Annotated in this window: 13 protein-coding genes and 1 pseudogene; 9 read left to right on the top strand and 5 right to left on the bottom strand. The window is 71.7% G+C overall.

The genetic code is table 11. The features are described from left to right. Positions 1-25: 25 nt before the first annotated feature. Positions 26-1,231: an FAD-dependent oxidoreductase gene (locus ACFYMM_RS16935; protein ID WP_388387039.1), complete on the top strand. Its 1,206-nt coding sequence runs from the start codon at positions 26-28 to the stop codon at positions 1,229-1,231. A gap of 13 nt (positions 1,232-1,244) precedes the next feature. Here the strand turns inward: ACFYMM_RS16935 and ACFYMM_RS16930 are convergent, their stop codons facing one another. Further along, the gene (locus tag ACFYMM_RS16930; protein ID WP_388387037.1) at positions 1,245-2,075 is read right to left on the bottom strand and encodes a TetR/AcrR family transcriptional regulator; all 831 of its coding nucleotides are present in this window, start codon (positions 2,073-2,075) and stop codon (positions 1,245-1,247) included. Between the two features lie 219 nt (positions 2,076-2,294). On the opposite strand from ACFYMM_RS16930, the gene ACFYMM_RS16925 reads away from it, so the two are divergent. Then, positions 2,295-4,007, top strand: coding sequence for an MFS transporter (locus ACFYMM_RS16925; protein WP_388387035.1), 1,713 nt, complete (start codon positions 2,295-2,297; stop codon positions 4,005-4,007). 29 nt (positions 4,008-4,036) lie between these two features. Here ACFYMM_RS16925 and ACFYMM_RS16920 read toward each other — a convergent pair whose 3' ends face one another. From ACFYMM_RS16920 to ACFYMM_RS16910, 3 genes are all read right to left on the bottom strand, one after another. Further along, the gene (locus tag ACFYMM_RS16920; protein WP_388387033.1) at positions 4,037-4,834 is read right to left on the bottom strand and encodes a thioesterase family protein; all 798 of its coding nucleotides are present in this window, start codon (positions 4,832-4,834) and stop codon (positions 4,037-4,039) included. A gap of 340 nt (positions 4,835-5,174) precedes the next feature. Further along, complete coding sequence (locus ACFYMM_RS16915; RefSeq protein ID WP_388387031.1) at positions 5,175-5,999, bottom strand: IclR family transcriptional regulator C-terminal domain-containing protein; 825 nt, start codon at positions 5,997-5,999, stop codon at positions 5,175-5,177. Positions 6,000-6,071: 72 nt separating this feature from the next. Next, on the bottom strand, positions 6,072-7,025 hold the full coding sequence (locus tag ACFYMM_RS16910; RefSeq protein ID WP_388387029.1) for a zinc-binding alcohol dehydrogenase family protein: 954 nt from the start codon (positions 7,023-7,025) through the stop codon (positions 6,072-6,074). An 835-nt stretch (positions 7,026-7,860) separates the two neighbouring features. Here ACFYMM_RS16910 and ACFYMM_RS16905 point away from each other — a divergent pair. The 7 genes and pseudogenes from ACFYMM_RS16905 (at position 7,861) to ACFYMM_RS16875 (ending at position 15,677) form a co-directional block, all read left to right on the top strand. Then, complete coding sequence (locus ACFYMM_RS16905; protein WP_388387027.1) at positions 7,861-9,177, top strand: hypothetical protein; 1,317 nt, start codon at positions 7,861-7,863, stop codon at positions 9,175-9,177. A gap of 181 nt (positions 9,178-9,358) precedes the next feature. Beyond that, positions 9,359-11,455, top strand: coding sequence for an NAD-dependent DNA ligase LigA (ligA, locus tag ACFYMM_RS16900; RefSeq protein ID WP_388387025.1), 2,097 nt, complete (start codon positions 9,359-9,361; stop codon positions 11,453-11,455). Positions 11,456-11,616: 161 nt separating this feature from the next. Continuing rightward, a complete protein-coding gene (locus tag ACFYMM_RS16895; RefSeq protein ID WP_388387023.1) occupies positions 11,617-11,802 on the top strand; it encodes a nuclear transport factor 2 family protein in 186 nt (61 codons plus the stop codon). 25 nt (positions 11,803-11,827) lie between these two features. After that, positions 11,828-12,533: pseudogene (locus tag ACFYMM_RS16890) on the top strand (type 1 glutamine amidotransferase domain-containing protein). Between the two features lie 135 nt (positions 12,534-12,668). After that, positions 12,669-13,166, top strand: a complete 498-nt coding sequence (locus tag ACFYMM_RS16885; RefSeq protein WP_388387021.1) for a GNAT family N-acetyltransferase — start codon at positions 12,669-12,671, stop codon at positions 13,164-13,166. 146 nt (positions 13,167-13,312) lie between these two features. Beyond that, the gene (locus ACFYMM_RS16880) at positions 13,313-14,419 is read left to right on the top strand and encodes an XdhC family protein (RefSeq protein WP_388387019.1); all 1,107 of its coding nucleotides are present in this window, start codon (positions 13,313-13,315) and stop codon (positions 14,417-14,419) included. Positions 14,420-14,639: 220 nt separating this feature from the next. Continuing rightward, positions 14,640-15,677 (top strand): chitinase, encoded by a 1,038-nt coding sequence (locus tag ACFYMM_RS16875; protein WP_388387017.1) that lies wholly within the window; start codon positions 14,640-14,642, stop codon positions 15,675-15,677. Between the two features lie 13 nt (positions 15,678-15,690). Here ACFYMM_RS16875 and ACFYMM_RS16870 read toward each other — a convergent pair whose 3' ends face one another. After that, a complete protein-coding gene (locus tag ACFYMM_RS16870; protein ID WP_388387015.1) occupies positions 15,691-16,896 on the bottom strand; it encodes a permease in 1,206 nt (401 codons plus the stop codon). Positions 16,897-16,916 lie beyond the last annotated feature (20 nt).

Below are 16,916 nucleotides of genomic sequence, written 5' to 3'. Positions count from 1 at the left end.
ACGGGCGCTCCAGGGAGGAACCGGGATGACCACCGACGCGCACCACCAGGTCCTCGTCGTGGGCGGAGGAAGTGCCGGCGTCAGCGTCGCGGCCCGCCTGCTGCGGCTCGGCATCCGCGATGTCGGCGTCGTCGAGCCGTCCGGCACGCACTACTACCAACCGCTGTGGACACTGGTCGGCGGCGGCCGGGCCACCGCCGGGGCGAGCTCACGTCCGCAGCGGTCCGTCCTGCCGAAGGGTGTCTCCTGGATCCGGGACCGCGTGGAGAGCGTGGACCCCGAGGCGCGGACGGTGGGCACCGCCGACGGCAGCGTCATCGCCTATGACAGGCTGGTCGTCTGCCCCGGCCTGCAACTCGACTGGAACCGGGTGCCCGGCATGGCGCAGGCCGTCACCGCACCGCACACCTCCAGCAACTACACCTATGAACTGGCGCCCAAGACCTGGGACCTGATCCGCTCCATGCGCTCGGGCACGGCGGTGTTCACCATGCCGTCAGGCCCGATCAAGTGCGGTGGAGCGCCGCAGAAGATCGCCTATCTCGCCGCGGACCACTGGCGCGAGCAGGGTGTCCTGAAGGACATACGGGTGGTCCTCGCGCTTCCCACGCCGGCCATGTTCGGGGTTCCGGTGTTCGCCGGGGAGCTGGAACGGGTCGCGGCCCGCTACGGCATCGAGGTGCACCGGAGCAGCGAGCTGGTCGAGGTGGACCCGGACGGCCGCACCGCAGTCCTGGTCCATCACGAGTCGGGGGCCAGGGAGTCCGTCCGTTTCGACATGATGCACCTCGTGCCGCCCCAGTCGGCACCCGACTGGCTCAAGGGCGGTCCGTTGGCGGCCCCGGCGGATCCCGCCGGCTATGTGGAGATCGACAGGCACACCATGCGTCACGTGCGCCACCCGGAGATCTTCGCTCTCGGCGATGCCGGCTCGTCACCCAACTCCAAGACGGGGGCCGCGGTCCGCAGACAGGCGCCGGTCGTCGCCCGGAACGTCGCCGCGAGCCTGGCGGGGGCCGAGCCGTTGCCCGCTTCGTACGACGGATACTCCTCCTGTCCGATCACCACCTCCCGGCACAGCGTGCTGCTGGCCGAGTTCGACTACGGCCTGCGGCACCGCCCCACCCTCCCCCTCGTCGACACCACCCGCGAACGCCGGGACCTGTGGTACCTCAAGCGCTACGGCCTGCCCTTCCTCTACTGGCACCTCATGCTCCGGGGACGCGCCTGAAGGGCGGCGCGGGTCAGCTGTCGCCCGGAGCCCGGCCGACGTCCGGAGCCCGGCCGACGTCCGGAGCCGTGGCGGCCCCCGGGTCCGGAAGGTAGCTCGCCAGGCCGCGCAGGATGATCTCCAGGCCGACGTCGAACCTCTCGTCGGAGGAGTCGGTCGCCATCAGCCCCGCGACGGCGCGCAGGTGGGGAAAGTCCCGTGCGGGCAGGGACGCGAAGTAGTTCTGCATCTCGCCGGCCATCTCCCGCCAGTCGGGGCGGGCCAGGGAGGAGCGGTCACCGCCGAGCTGATCGGCCCGGTCCTGCCACATGCCCTCCTCCAGGACGAACCCCTCGATGTACGTGGAAATGAGGTCACCGGCCTCCACCGCGATACGGTCGGGCAGCCCCGCGGTACGGAAGACGGCGAGCAACGCCTCGAGGTGCGGCAGCAGTTCGGCCGTGAAGGGGACGTGGGCCATGGCGATCCTGGCCATGTCCCGGTGGGCGAGCAGACGCAGCCGCCCGGAGCGGGCGTAGTCGCGCACCTGCTCCTGCCATCGCTCGGGGTCGGGGGCGGGCATCTCGAAGCCGTCGAAGAGCCGGGCGTACATCAGTTCCAGCAGGTCGTCCTTGGAGCTGACGTGGGCGTAGAGGGCGGAGACCGTGACTCCCAGTACGGCCGCCACCTGACGCATCGACAGCCCGTCGAGCCCTTCGCGGTCCAGCACGGTGAAGGCGGCTTCGACGACCCGTTCGCGTGACAGCGGTGCGCGCGCGGGGGCGCCGGGGGTGCGAGCGGGGCGCTCGCGCTCCCAGGGGGACGGCGGAGGGGGTACGGGAGCGTCGGCGGCCGCGTCGGTCATGAGGACAGTCTAGGCACCGGGAGAACAGTGTTCTCCATGAGCCGAGAACCCGGCCGTACGCGATATATCTTGTCCTGGAGCCAGGATTGCGCTATATCTTAATGAACGCTGTTCTCTCGGTGAGCACTGTTCCGCTAAGGTGAACAGCGTTCTCTTCTCATGACCGCCCCGTCACGCCCGGAGGTTGCTCCTCCGGCGCCACTTCCGCGAGGAGTTCCGATGTCCACCACTGGTGTCGCGTCAGCCGAGACGGCCACCGACTCACCAGCGCCCTACCGATGGCGCTGGGCAGCGCTCTTCGTGATCCTCGCGGCCGAGGTGATGGATCTGCTCGACGCCGTCGTCACGAACATCGCCGGCCCCTCCATGCGGGCCGACCTCGGCGGCGGTGCCTCCACCCTGCAGTGGCTGGCCGCCGCGTACACCCTCTCGATGGCCGTCGGGCTCGTCACCGGAGGGCGGCTCGGGGACATCCACGGGCGCCGCCGGATGTTCCTGGTGGGAGCGGCCGGCTTCACCCTGGGTTCGCTGCTGTGCGCGGTCTCGGTGTCGCCCGGGATGCTGATCGGGGCACGCGTCGTGCAGGGGGTGTTCGGCGCGGTGATGCTGCCGCAGGGCCTCGGCATGATCAAGGAGATGTTCCCGCCCAAGGAGTCGCAGAAGGCCTTCGGCATGTTCGGCCCGGTCATGGGACTGTCCGCGGTGTGCGGTCCGATCCTGGCGGGCTGGCTCGTGGACGCGGACTACTTCGGCACCGGCTGGCGGATGATATTCCTGATCAACCTGCCACTGGGCGCCGCGGCCTTCCTCGGTGCCCTGCGCTACCTCCCGAAGGGCCGCTCGGGCAGCAAGCCCCGCCTGGACGTCCCCGGCATGCTCCTGGTCTCGCTGGCCGCGCTGCTCATCATCTTCCCGCTGGTCCAGGGCAGGGAGTACGACTGGCCCGCCTGGACGTTCGCGATGATGGCCGCGTCGGCGGTCTGCTTCGTCGCCTTCGCCACGTACGAGTCGCGCCGCAGCAAGGCCGGCCAGGACCCGCTGGTCGTCCCCAGTCTCTTCCGCAAGCGCGGGTTCAGCGGGGGCATGGGCCTCGGGCTCGTGTTCTTCTCGACCATGCAGGGCTTCATGCTGGTCTTCAACCTCTACACGCAGATCGGCCTCGGCTATTCGCCGCTCAAGGCCGGGCTGGTGATGGTGCCCTGGTCGGGCGGCATGATCGTCGGCTTCGGGGTGGCCCAGGGCGTCGCCCGGTTCGGACGGGCCGTCCTGCAGGCGGGCGCGCTGGTCATGGCGGTCGGTGTGTTCGGTGTGTGGCTGACCCTCGACCTGGCGGGGAGTGCCGTCGGCCCCTGGCAGCTGATGCCGTCCCTGCTCGTCACCGGCGTCGGGATGGGCCTGCTCATGGCGCCGTTCTTCGACATCGTGCTCGCCAGCGTCGAGCAGCACGAGACCGGTTCGGCGTCCGGCACGATGACGGCCGTGCAGCAGCTCGGTGGTGCCTTCGGCGTGGCCGTCCTCGGCACCGTGTTCTTCGGCCTGCTGGGCGGCGGGATCGCCGGCGCCGTCGACCACCAGGCGAACGGCCTGCGGGGGCAGCTGACCGCCGCGCACGTCACGCCCGCCGCCCAGGAGCGCCTCGTGGCGGACCTGCGCCGCTGCACCTCGGACCGCGCCGTCGCCAAGGACCCCGCCGCGACCCCGGCCTCCTGCGCGCGCCTGGCGAAGGACACCCGGTCCGCCGTGACCTCGCCTCAGGCCGGAGCCCGGATACCCGTAGCGCTGCGGACCACCGCCTCCTCGGCCTTCCGCAGCGGTTTCGGCTCCGTCATGCAGACGGTGCTGTGGATCGTCGACGGCATGCTCGCCCTGACCTTCCTGCTGGCGTTCCTCCTGCCGCGCCACGCACGCCCCGAGGAAGCCGCAGGCCACTGAGACCCGGCCGTACGGCCCCTGACGCCGCCTCAGCCGCGCGCGGTCACGTACAGGGTCTGGGTGCTGCGGCCGAGTGGTCCCTTCTCGTCGTGCAGGGCGGATTCGGCCAGCCCGATGCCCGCACCGTCCACCATCGTCCGGGCGTCCAGACAGACCCACTCGCCCTCGGGGTGGCGGTGCAGGCTGACCGTCAGGTCGGCGTTGACGAAGACATAACGGTGGAAGTCCAGTTCGGCGCTGATGCCGTTGCCCGAGTCTGCGGCGGTGAGCACCCGGCTGAGCGGCGTGATCTCCTCGCCCGCGACCAGTGGGACGCTCATGCGCATCCACGCCGTCGCCGGGCCCCGCTCGAGGAACGCACCGGCGGCGAAGCGGACTTCCATGGCCGTGTGGTAACCCTGGTCCCACGGGACCGGGAAGAACGCCTTCGGGCCGACAGCCGCCGGTCCGGCGACCTGCGGGCCCGGCGCCACCTCCGGAACCGAGTCCGGCGCCGTCTTCATCAGCAAGGCCGTCGCGCGCATCACCTCCTCGCCTCCGTCGGGGGTCAGACCGACCTCCACGAGTTCGACGCTGCGCCCGGCGCGCAGCACGCGCGTGGCCACGGTCAGGGGCCGTATCGGGACGGGCCGCATGATCTCGTAGGTGAGGCGCGCCACCCGCATGTCCGGCCGCCCGCCGGGCCGCTGCTCGACGGCCAGCCCGAGCAGCGCGGCCGGGGGCCCGGCGTGCTGGGAGCCGGCGTCCCAGGGTCCGCGGGTGTAGGCGGTGGGGAGGAACCGGTCGGCCGCCTCCCGCTCGTAGAAGGCCTCGACGTGCGTCTGCATGGCTGTTCCTCCCGGGTGAGCGGACCACTGCCGACGATGTTACTAAGCGCTTGCTCACATCGCACCGGAATCGACCACCCGAAGTCCCGGCACATCCCGGCCCGGTCGGCTCACCTGCCCGATCAGGCGGCCGCCCGGCCGAGGGCGGGGCGCGATCCAGGCGCAAGGGATCGACAGGCCGGCCCCGCTATGAGCTGCGCCACACGACTGAAGGGGTTCCGTTCCCGCTCGCGGAGGCGTACGTTCCGCTTACCTCGCGACATCGCCTTCCAAGGCGTCGGCCCGCCGGTCCCGGGGCGGCGGGCCGCGCGGGGGCCAACCTGCCGCCGGCCGACCCCCGTCAGTCGGCGTGCCAGGCACCGCCGAGGTGGCTGAGCCTGGCGGCCGCGGTGATGGTCGCGTAGACGTAGTGCTGGGGTGCGGTCGGCATGATGTCCATGGGCTTGAGCAGCAGGACCGCGCCCCAGATCGCGCCGTCCCAGATGACGGGGGCGGCGATGGAGTTCCACTTCGCCATGCATTCCTGGTGTCCCAGGGCGTATCCCTGGTCGCGGATGTCGGCGAGGGAGGCGAGCAGCTCGTCGCCGTCACGGATGACGCCGGGGCCCGCCTCCTCCGGGACCGGGTCGGCGGCCACCCGCCGCTGGATCTGTTCAGGGAGGTAGGCGAGGATCGTCCGGCCGGAGGCGCCGGTGCGCAGCGACCGTGTGACGGAGAGGACGTCGCGGGGCGTCATGCCCAGCTCCACGAGGTCGGAGTCCCCCACCGCCATGTCCAGACACTGCCGGCCCGCTATGCCGAACGGCGCCCTCATGTACAGGAAGACCAGGCCGTTGTCGGTCGCCGTGCGCAGACCCTGCAGGACCTGGGTGGCCTCGGCGCCGGAGAGGTTGTCTTCGGCGAGTGCGTGCAGCCCCAGGTCGGCGACCGTGCTGCCGAGCTGGTACAGGCCCCGGTCGACCCGGACGAAGGTGCTGTTGTACGTGCCGGCGGTCAGCATCCGGCCGGTGGTGGAGTCGTCGAGATCGGCGGTCTTGGCGATCTCGGACAGGCGGTGGGCACCGGGGCCGAGGGTGATGAAAGCCTGCTGCACGCGCATGAAGCGGTCGGCGTAGCTGGTTCCGGTTCCGCGCTGCCCACTCATCAGCCGTACCCCCTTGGTCACCCCGCACCCCTCCTCCTGGAGCGCGGCAGCACCCGACGCGGATAGCACCGAGTACCTTTCTGAGCAACAAGGTTATTGCTTGACGGTGTCCAGACTGAACTTGCCCATGCCGGCTCGGGTGTTGAGCACGTGGTGCGCCTTGGCCGCGTCGGCGAGCGGGAAGGTCCCACCGCTGACGATCTTGAGGGTGCCGTTGCCGACGGCGTCGAAGAGCTGCCGCATGGATGCCGTCAGCGGGAGCGTCCGGTCGGTGTACAGGTGCGGGAGCCAGAAGCCGGCGACGGTGACGGACTTCTGCAGCAGCGTGTGCACGGGGACGTCGGCGAGCTGCCCGCCGGCGAAGCCGTACACGGCGAGCCTGCCGCGCGGAGCCAGCACGTCGAGCGTCTGGTGCAGCGTCTTGCCCCCGGTCATCTCCAGCGCGGCGTGCACGGGCCCTCCCGCGGCGTCCAGGATCCGTTCGGCCAGGCCGTCCTCGTCGGAGGAGTCGACGGCTGCCGCCGCACCCAGCTCCAGAGCCAGCCGACGCTTCTCGTCCGTGCCGGCGAGGGCGACGACCCGCGCGCCCGCCCGTCGCGCCAGCTGGACGGCCAGCGAACCCACACCGCCGGCGGCGGCGGGAATGACGACGGTCTGCCCCTTGGTGATCTGGGCGACCGTGAAGAGGAGGTGGTACGCGCTGTTGCCCTGCAGCGCGAGCGGCACCGCCTGTTCGTCGGTCAGCTCGTCCGGGATCTCCCACTGCAGCCTGCGGTGGACCGCCACCTTCTCCGCGTAGCCGCCCCCCTGGGTCAGCGCCACGACACGCCTGCCCTCCGGCGTGCTGCCGACGACTTCGTTGCCGGGGATGTACGGCAGTTCGACCGGCGCGAGGTAGGTATTTCCGCGAACGTGGACATCTGCGTAATTAACACCCGCCAGCCGCACGTCCAGCAGCGTTTGTCCGCGCGCGGGCTCGGGGTCCGGAACGTCTTCCAGTCGCAGAATCTCAGGGCCGCCGAATTCCCTCATGACAATGGCGCGCACGGCACTCCTATCGCAGCCGGGGCAGGTGTGTACCCCGACAGGCTAGGGCATCCGCACAGGGCGCCCGACCTGGGCAGATTGCCTGCTACATATTTCTCACGAGATGAGAAACGACTGCCCGTTTCTCACTCGCCAAGAAAGTTTAATCTCGAACTTCTCGCGAGATGAGAAGGGAAATAAGCCGCTTGCTTTCGCCCTTTCGAAGAGACATAGTGATGCCGCCTCCGCACTGCCGGGCGCTGCCCCTTCGGGGGCGGTCGGCGGTGCGGGAGGAGGGGCGGCACCTTGGTCCAGGACCAGGACCAGGACCCGCCCTGGAGCTGAGGGGGAACCAGCTCCAGGGCGGAACGTGAGTGCCCCCCGGAGGGGGACGGGGACGGGTGGAGGACCGATGAACGACCAGCAGCCGCCATGGCTACCGCGCCGGCATCGCCAGGGAGTCGCCCGCTCCGGCTCCTGAGCCCGGGCCGGCCGTCCCGGCCCGCAACAGGGACTTCCGGCACACCACTGGGTGCTCTTGCGGCGCGGCACAGGCCCGCGCCCAGCACGTCATGCAGGAGGTTGTTGTGCCCCCTTCCCTTCTTGACTGCCCTGGCCACTCGCGACGCGCCGGCACGTACGTCGACCCCGGCGCCGCTTCGACCGAATCCGTTCCCGACTCCCCCGGCCACAGCGGCCGGATTCCCCGGTTACCGGCGGCCTGCCCGTCCCGAGGAGCGACCGATCCCGCCGTTGGGCCTGTCACCGGCCCGCCCTCCCCGGAGGCCGGGGCCGCGGCCGCCAACCAGGGCAGGGCGCGCATCTGGTCGTCGTAGGCGGTCGCGGCCGCCGGCCCGTGTCTACCGATGCCGACCCCCACACCTCGTCCGTCCTGGAGCTGGTTCTCACGGCCGTCCCGTCCGCCACCCTCCTGGGCGCCCGCCCGTTCGAGGCCGCCGCCGGTTCCGTGGCGATCGTCGCCCCCTGCCCCGGGCGCGCCCTCGTGGAGAGCTTCGCGCGGCACGGATGGCGAAGCGTGGTGGTCGAACCCGGCGCTGCCCGGCAGCCGTCGGTTCTCCAGGAGAGGTTCGCGGCGGGCGCCCACGCGGACGTGGTGGAACATCGCGGATCCCTGCGCCGAACGGTCAAGGCACTGCGGGCGCTGGGGGTCTCGGCCGTCGTCTCCGGGAGCGCGGCGGGCGTCGAGCTGACGGAACGGATCGCCTGGCAACTGGGGCTTCCCCGAGCCGATCCCGAGACATCGCGGCTGCGCTACGACCGTGGCGCACAGGCAGCCGCCCTGCACCGGGCCGCGCTACCGGCGCCGCGCGGCATCGCCACCACGAGCCTGACCGAGGCCCTGGCGTGGGCCGGAACCCACCCGCTGCCCGGGTACGTGCTGGCCCCGGCCGCCGCCGGTGTACCGGTCGAGCCGGTGGTCTGCGACGGGCCGGCGTGGATCGGCTCCGCCTGGCCCGCGATGGTGCGAGCGGCCGCCCGGCACGGCGGTGACACGCGCCTGCTCCTCACCGAACGGCTGTCCGCCCGCCGGTTCGTGGTCAACAGCGTCAGCCGTCCCGGCGCGGACGGGAGGACGGACCATGCGATCACCGACGTGTGGGCCGAGCGGCGCGCCTGGGACGGGACGCTGGACCGCACGGACCTGTTGCACCCTCAGGAGCCGCTGACGCGGGAGCTGTCGGCCTACATGTTGCGCGTCCTCGACACCCTGGGCGTGATGTGCGGTCCGGTCACCGCACGCCTCGCCCGCGAAGAGAACCGGGGTCCCCTGCTCGTCTCGGCACTGGCGGTGCCCGGGACGTCACCGGCCGACGAGGCGCTGCGCAGGGCGACCGGCTGCGACCGGGTGACCGACGCGCTGGACACCTGGAACCCGCGCCCGCCCGTCCCGTTCCTCCGCACTCCGACCGGTCACCGGATCGTCCGGGTCCACCTGCACCCGAGCAGTGGGGCCGCCTCGAACCCGGCGCTCGGAGCCGTGCTGCGCCGGCTGCCGACGGTGAGCGCGGCCGGCGAGGATCCCCCCGCCGGGTGCGGGAGCCCGTTCGCCGAGGTCGTTCTCAGTGGCGCCGACCCGGATGCCGTCGAGGCGGACTACCGTGCGATCCGGGCCGTGGAGCGTGCGGGCCTGCACGAGCCGGTGCGCGTCTGAGAACGCCGGTCGCGACGGCGCCGGGCCGGCGAGCGGCGGGCGAATCCGCCTCCGGCAGGGTGCGGGCCGCGGTGGGCGAACGAGTAGCCCGAACCGGAAGCCGCGCCGAGGACTCCGCTGTGGAGGCGGCCCTGGCAGCGGCAGGGCGGCGTTGTCAGTGGTGGCAGGCAGGATGACGGGTATGACCACACCTGCAGCAGTGATCGTGGATGCCGCCGCCTACGCACAGGCGGTCGAGGACGCCGTAAAGGCTTCGGCCGCCTACTACACGGGCGGCACCTCGGACTTGGACGACGAGACCTACGACCGGCTGGTGCGCGGCATCGCGGCGTGGGAGGCGGCCCATTCCGACCAGGTGCTGCCCGACTCGCCGACGGGGAAGGTCGCCGGCGGCGCCGTGGAGGGGGACGTTCCGCACACGGTGGCGATGCTGAGCCTCGACAACGTCTTCTCGCCCGAGGAGTTCGTCGCCTGGACCGCCTCGCTGGCCCGGAGGATCGACCACGAGGTCACGCGTTTCAGCGTCGAGCCGAAACTGGACGGCCTCGCGATCGCCGCCCGCTACACCGGCGGCCGCCTGAGACAGCTGGTCACTCGCGGGGACGGGACGGCCGGGGAGGACGTCTCGCACGCGATCGGCACCATCGAGGGCCTGCCGGAGGAACTGGCCGAGCCGGTCACCGTGGAGGTGCGCGGCGAAGTCCTGATGACCACCGCCCAGTTCGAGCACGCCAACGAGGTCCGTACCACGCACGGCGGGCAGCCGTTCGCCAACCCGCGCAACGCGGCGGCGGGCACCCTGCGCGCCAAGGAGAGGGCCTACACCGTCCCGATGACCTTCTTCGGGTACGGCCTGCTGCCCCTTCCGGACACCGACACGGCCTTGGCGGACCGGCTGGGCCTGCTCGCGCACGGCGACCTGATGGCGCTGGCCGCCGCGTTCGGGGTGAACACCACCGCGACCACCGCCGTGCCCGGCACCACCGTCGGCACCGCCGAGGAGGTCCTGGCCCGGGTGCGGGAGATCGCCGCCGTCCGGGCGGAGCTGCCGTTCGGGATCGACGGGATCGTCGTCAAGGCGGACCTGGCCGCCGACCAGCAGGCCGCCGGTTCCGGGTCGCGGGCCCCGCGCTGGGCGATCGCCTACAAGCTGCCCGCCGTGGAGAAGATCACCCGGCTGCTCGCGGTCGAGTGGAACGTCGGCCGCACCGGCATCATCGCCCCGCGCGCCGTTCTGGAACCCGTCGAGATAGACGGCTCCACCATCACCTACGCCACCCTCCACAACCCGGCCGACATCACCCGCCGCGACCTGCGCCTGGGCGACCATGTCATGGTCCACCGGGCCGGTGACGTCATCCCCCGCGTCGAGGCCCCCGTCGCCCATCTGCGCACCGGTGACGAACAGCCCATCGCCTTCCCCGAGTCGTGCCCACGCTGCGGCGCCGGGATCGACACCGGCGAACAGCGCTGGCGCTGCGAGAACGGCCGCAACTGTCACCTGGTCGCCGCTCTGGCCTACGCCGCCGGCCGCGACCAGCTCGACATCGAAGGCCTCGGTCACACCCGCGTCGTCCAACTGGTCGAAGCCGACCTGGTCAGCGACCTCGCCGACCTGTTCGCCCTCACCCGCGACCAGCTCCTTCGCCTGGAACGCATGGGCGAGACCAGTACCGACAACCTCCTCGCCGCGATCGCCAAGGCCAAGAACCAGCCGCTGTCGCGGGTGCTGTGCGCGCTCGGCGTCCGTGGCACCGGCCGGTCCATGTCCCGACGCATCGCCCGGCACTTCGCCACCATGGACGCCATCCGCGCCGCCGACACCGAGGCGATGCGGCAGGTCGAGGGCATCGGCACCGAGAAGGCCCCGTCGATCGTCGCGGAACTGGCCGACCTCGCCCCGCTCGTCGACAAACTCGTCGCCGCCGGGGTGAACATGACCGAACCGGGCGCGACCCCTCCCACTCCCCCGGCGGCCGACGGCGCCGAGGACGGCACGCGGTCCGCCGACGCGCAGGCGCAGGGCGGCCCGCTCGCGGGAATGACGGTCGTGGTCACCGGCGCGATGACCGGCCCGCTCGAGTCCCTCAGCCGCAACCAGATGAACGAGCTGATCGAACGCGCCGGCGGCCGCTCGTCCTCCAGCGTCTCCAAGAAGACCACGCTGGTCGTGGCCGGAGGAGGAGCCGGATCCAAGCGCGCCAAGGCCGAGACCCTGGGCATCCGTCTCGTGGACCCCGACGAGTTCGCCGCCCTCGTCGCCGATCACCTCGACTGACCCGCTCGGCGAGGCGCGTACCCCGGCGGGTTCCGGCGGTCAGGACTTGAGGTGAAAAGCGGAGAAGTCCCGTCGCGGATCAGAACGTCAGGACCAGCCGGCCCCGTACGCCACCCTTCGGACGGCTCGCGCCCGCGCCCCACTTCACCTCCTTCGGCGGGGTGGCCGAGGAGTTCTACGACGCCGGCCGGCACGTGTTCGTCCGCGGCCACTACCACGCCGTGTCCAAGTCAGGTCAGGAGTCGGACGCGCGGTTCATCCACCTGTGGACGGTCGGCGACGGCAAGCTCACCCATCTGGTCCAGGCAGCCGACAGCCATGTCGTCCAGCAGGCCCTGATCGGCTGACCGCGCTCACTCCAGGGAGAAACCCATGGCAAAGATCCTCTTCGTCGTCACCGCCGCCACGCACTGGACCCTGGCGGACGGCTACCGGCAGCCCGCCGGGTCCTGGGCGGAGGAAGCCCTCGGCCCGTACGCGGTCTTCAAGGAGGCCGGTCACGAGGTCGTCGCGGCCACCCCGGGCGGCGTACCGCCGACCGCCGACGCGCTCAGCCTGACCCCGGACTTCAACGGCGGCCCCGAAGGCGCCGAGCGGATGAAGACCGCACTGCGGGAGGCGACCGAGCCGGCACGGCCGCTGCGCGTGGAGGACGTGCGGGCCGACGACTACGACGCGGTGTTCGTGCCGGGCGGCTGGGGCCCGATGGAGGACCTGCCGGACAACGCGGCCACCGGAAAGCTGCTGACCGGCATGCTGGCCGCGGGCAGGACCGTCTCCCTGGTCTGCCACGGGCCCGCCGCCCTGCCGGTCACGGTCGGGGACGACGGCAAGTCCCCGTTCTCCGGCTACCGCCTGACCGGCCTGAGCAACGCCGAGGATGCAGAACGGGCCGGCGGACCGCGCGAAGTGGCTGCTGCAGGACCGTCTCGTCTCCGACCTGGGCGTGGACTACCGCCACGGTGAGCCGTTCGCCCCGCACACCGGGGTCGACCGCACCCTCGTCACCGGCCAGAACCCCGCCTCGGCGGTCCCCCTGGCCCATGAAGTGCTCAAGACCCTGGCATCACAGGCCTGAGCGGGCGGCATCCGGTGACCCGACGCCGGCCTGACGCCCGGTCACTCCGCCTGGGCCCGCACCGCACACCCCGGGGCGGTGCGGGCCTTCCCGCGGTGTGATCACCCGCACCGGCCGGTTGTAGCCTCCAGCCTCATGACTTGGCTGCCCGACGACTTCGTCCACCCCGTCCATGTGCCCGTACCCGGCACCACGCTTCACCTGCGGCCGATCCGGGAGGCGGACGCCGCGATCGACTACCCCGCCGTGATGGGCTCCCGGGAGCGCCTGTGGGAGATCTTCGGACCGGCCTGGGGCTGGCCCGACGAGACGATGACCTACGAAGAGGACCGCCTCGACCTGCTGCGGCACGAGAGGGAGATAGCCGCGCACCAGTCGTTCAACTACGCGCTGCTGGACGAACGGGAGACGGCGGTCCTCGGCTGCGTCTACATCGACCCGCCCGAGCGGACCGGCTCCGACGCCGACGTCTCCTGGTGGGTGGTGGACGATCTCGTCGGCGGCGAGGCGGAGCGCGCGCTCGACGCGCTGGTTCCGCGGTGGCTCGCCGCCGCCTGGCCCTTCCGGCGGCCCCGCTGTCTGGGCCGCGACATCTCCTGGCAGGACTGGCTCGCCCTGCCGCCCGCCTCGTGACACGCCCGGGGCGATGCCCCCGGCCCGGGGAACCCGTGACCGATGATGTACCGGCGTAGCCGCGCTGGGGCGGCCGGCGGCGGTGGTGCACGGGGCGGCTTTCCACGAGGCGGTGCTCGGTGCGACACCGGGGAAAGGAGCGGAGCGTGCGTGAGATCCTGCCGGCGCTCGAACGCTGGTACGCGGCCGGGATCCCGTTCGGTCTGGCCACGGTCGTCGCGGTCAGCCGCAGCGCACCGCGCGGGCCCGGTGCCGCCATGGCGGTCGGGCCCGACGACGAGGTCGTCGGCAGTGTGTCCGGGGGGTGCGTGGAGGGCGCGGTGTTCGAACTCGCGCAGGAGGCCGTGGCGAGCGGCGAGGCGCGGCTGGAGACCTTCGGATACAGCGACGAGGACGCCTTCGCGGTGGGGCTGACCTGCGGCGGCGAGATCACCCTGCTGGTGCGGCCCGTGACGCCCGGCTCCGACCCCGCGTTCGGCGCGGTCGCCGCGTCGGTCGCCGAGGGTGCGCCGGTGACCGTGGCCACGGTGGTCGACGGGCCCGCCCCGCGCGGGGCCACGCTCGCCGTGTGGCCCAGGGCCGTGTCCGGCACACTCGGCACGGAGGGACTGGACGTCGCCGTCACCGCCGACGCACGCGGCGAACTCGCCCTCGGCGCCTCGGTGCTCAGGCACTACGGGCCGCACGGGGAGCGGCGCGAGGACGCGGTCACGGTGTTCCTGCAGTCCTACGCGCCACCGCCGCGCATGCTGGTCTTCGGCGCGATCGACTACGCGGCCGCGGTGGCCCGCGTCGGTGCCTTCCTCGGCTACCGGGTCACCGTCTGCGACGCCCGTCCGGTCTTCGCCACGCCCAAGCGCTTCCCGCCGGACGTGGAGGTCGTCGTCGACTGGCCGCACCGCTATCTCGGCGGCACGGACACCGACGAGCGCACGGTGATCTGCGTCCTCACCCACGACCCGAAGTTCGACGTGCCGCTGCTCGAGGAGGCGCTGCGCCTCCCGGCCGCCTACATCGGGGCGATGGGCAGCCGCCGTACCCACGACGACCGGCTGCGACGGCTGACTGAATCCGGTCTCACCGAGGCCGAACTGGCGCGCCTGCGCTCACCGCTGGGGCTGGACCTCGGGGCCCGCACCCCTGAGGAGGTCGCGGTGTCCGTGGCCGCCGAGATCGTGGCGCTGCGCTGGGGCGGCACCGGCGCGCCGCTGTCCGCGACCAGCGGCGCCATCCACCCGCCCGCCGCCCGCTGAGCGCGAGGGACCGCTCGGTCAGTTAACTGTAAAGAACCTTGACAGAATATTGGTCTAGTCCAACTATGGTCGTCGTTCTCCCCCGGTCAAGGGGGGTTCGCCGACGCCCACCCATGCGGCGTGCGTCTGCGGTCCTGTCCTTCCGCTGTCCCCGCCTGCTCTTTTCACCATGGGAGCGTCAATGAGACGACCTGGGCCCCTTCGCGCCCTGCTGTCCTGCATGACCGTCACCGCCCTGTCGGCCGGGGCGGTCGCCCTCGGCGGCAGCGGCGCGCTCGCCGCACAGGCGGCACCCGCAGCGGCCGGAAAGCCGCTGCCCGCGCACCTCGCGGCGCCCTACTTCGAGGCGTGGACCGGCGAAAGCCCCGCCGCGCTCGCCGCCGAGTCGGGCAACAAGTACCTCACGATGGCCTTCCTGCAGACGCCCGCGGCGGGCTCGTGCACCGCCGACTGGAACGGTGACTCCACCCAGCCGATCGACAAGGCGACCTTCGGCGCCGACATCGCGGCGATCCAGGCCCGCGGCGGCAACGTCATCCCGTCCTTCGGCGGCTACGGCGCCGACACCACCGGCACCGAACTGGCCGACAGCTGCACCAGCGTCGACGCCATCGCCAAGGTGTACGAATCCCTCGTCACGACCTACGGAGTCACCCGGATCGACCTCGACGTCGAGGCCGACTCCCTCAACAACGCCGCCGGCATCGACCGCCGTGACAAGGCCATCGCCAAGGTCCAGCGCTGGGCCGAACGCGGCGGCCACCACGTGCAGTTCTCGTACACCCTGCCGACGACCGCCACCGGTCTCGCGCCCAGTGGCGTGGCCCTGCTGCGCAACGCCGTCGACAACGGCGCGCGCGTGGACGTCGTCAACATCATGACGTTCGACTACTGGGACGGAGCCACCCACGACATGGCGGCCGACACCGAGACGGCCGCCGCCGGTCTGCACGACCAGCTGGCGTCCCTCTATCCGAAGAAGGGCCCGGCGAGGCTGTGGCACATGATCGGGGTCACCGAGATGCCCGGCATCGACGACTACGGCCCCGAGGAGACCTTCACCCCGCAGGACGCCGTGACGGTGGAGGCCTGGGCCGTCGCCAAGGGCATCAACACGCTCTCCTTCTGGGCGCTCCAGCGCGACAACGGCGGCTGCGTGGGCACCGCCGGCGCCAACTCCTGCTCCGGGATCGCCCAGGACACCTGGCGGTTCAGCCACGCCTTCGAGCCGTTCACCCACGGCGCCGGCGTCAGCTGAGGCCTCGTCGGGCTCACTGATGCGGTCCGGCAGGACCGTCCCCCGCGTGGTGCCCGTGCCGCGTGTGGTCGGCGTGATCGTGGCCGGGGCCGGGTGAGCCGCCCATCATGCGGAGCATGCTCGGCCCGCCGGTCCGCCAGAACCGTGTCAGGAGCACCGCGGCGAGGACGAGGAAGGCGATGTTGAGCCAGGTGGTGTAGTTCCAGCTGATGCCCTCCATGGGTACCTTCGCCTCGGCCTGGTCGGGGATCAGGCCGAGGCCGCCGAAGGTGAACTCCACGACGTAACCGGCGACGACCATCGCCAGGTAGAACGTGCCGAGGAGGAAGGCGGCCGTCTTGGCTCCGTAGTACTTCCGGTAGATGTTGAGGATCGGCAGGATCAGCAGGTCGGCGAAGATGAACGCGATCACGCCGCCGAAGCTGATCCCTCCTTTCCACAGCACGACCGCCAGCGGCACGTTGCCGATCGAGCACACGAACGAGGCGATCGCCACCAGGGGTCCCACGAGGGGGCCCCACAACTTCGCGGCGAGCGGGTGCCCGTCGAAGAACAAGGTGCGCCAGAAGGAGTCCGGGACCCAGGCCGCGACGGCGCCGGCGATGAGCAGTCCGACGATCAGGTCACGCAGGATCGCCGCCCATTCCATGACGAACACATGGCTCGTGGCGGTGAAGCCCTCGCGGGAGAGCAGGCGCCGGATGAAGGAGCCTTCGCGCGATACGGACATGTCCATCGCGGCGTGGCCCTCCATCGATCCGGCGAGCCCGCGTTCCGCCTGCCGGCGGGCCTGGCACAGGAGGTCGTCGCGCAGGAACAGCCGGAACAGGACCGCGAGCAGGACGATCATGATGGGGCCGCCCACGAATTCGGCGGCCGTGAACTGCCAGCCCATCAGCAGTGCGAGGATGACGCCGAGTTCCACGACGAGGTTGGTGGAGGCGATCTCGAAGGCCATCGCGGCGGTGAAGTTCGCGCCCTTGCGGACCAGCGAGCGGGCCAGCGCCACCGCCGCGTACGAGCACGAGGAGGACGCCACACCGAGGCCGGCGGAGACGGCGAGGGTGCGGGGCCTGTCGTCGCCGAGCAGGGAGACGACGGTGGATCTGCGGGCCACGGCCTGGACGACGGCGGACAGGGCGAACCCCAGGACGAGGGCCCAGGTGATCTCCCAGGTCATGGAACCGGTGATCGACAACGCGTGCAGTACGGCATGCATGGAGGGAACCTTCCCTCCCT

The organism is Streptomyces sp. NPDC006739, from assembly GCF_042869815.1.
Taxonomy (GTDB): domain Bacteria; phylum Actinomycetota; class Actinomycetes; order Streptomycetales; family Streptomycetaceae; genus Streptomyces.
The sequence above is the reverse complement of the archived record's forward strand: the minus strand, read 5'-3'. Positions and strand labels throughout refer to the sequence as shown.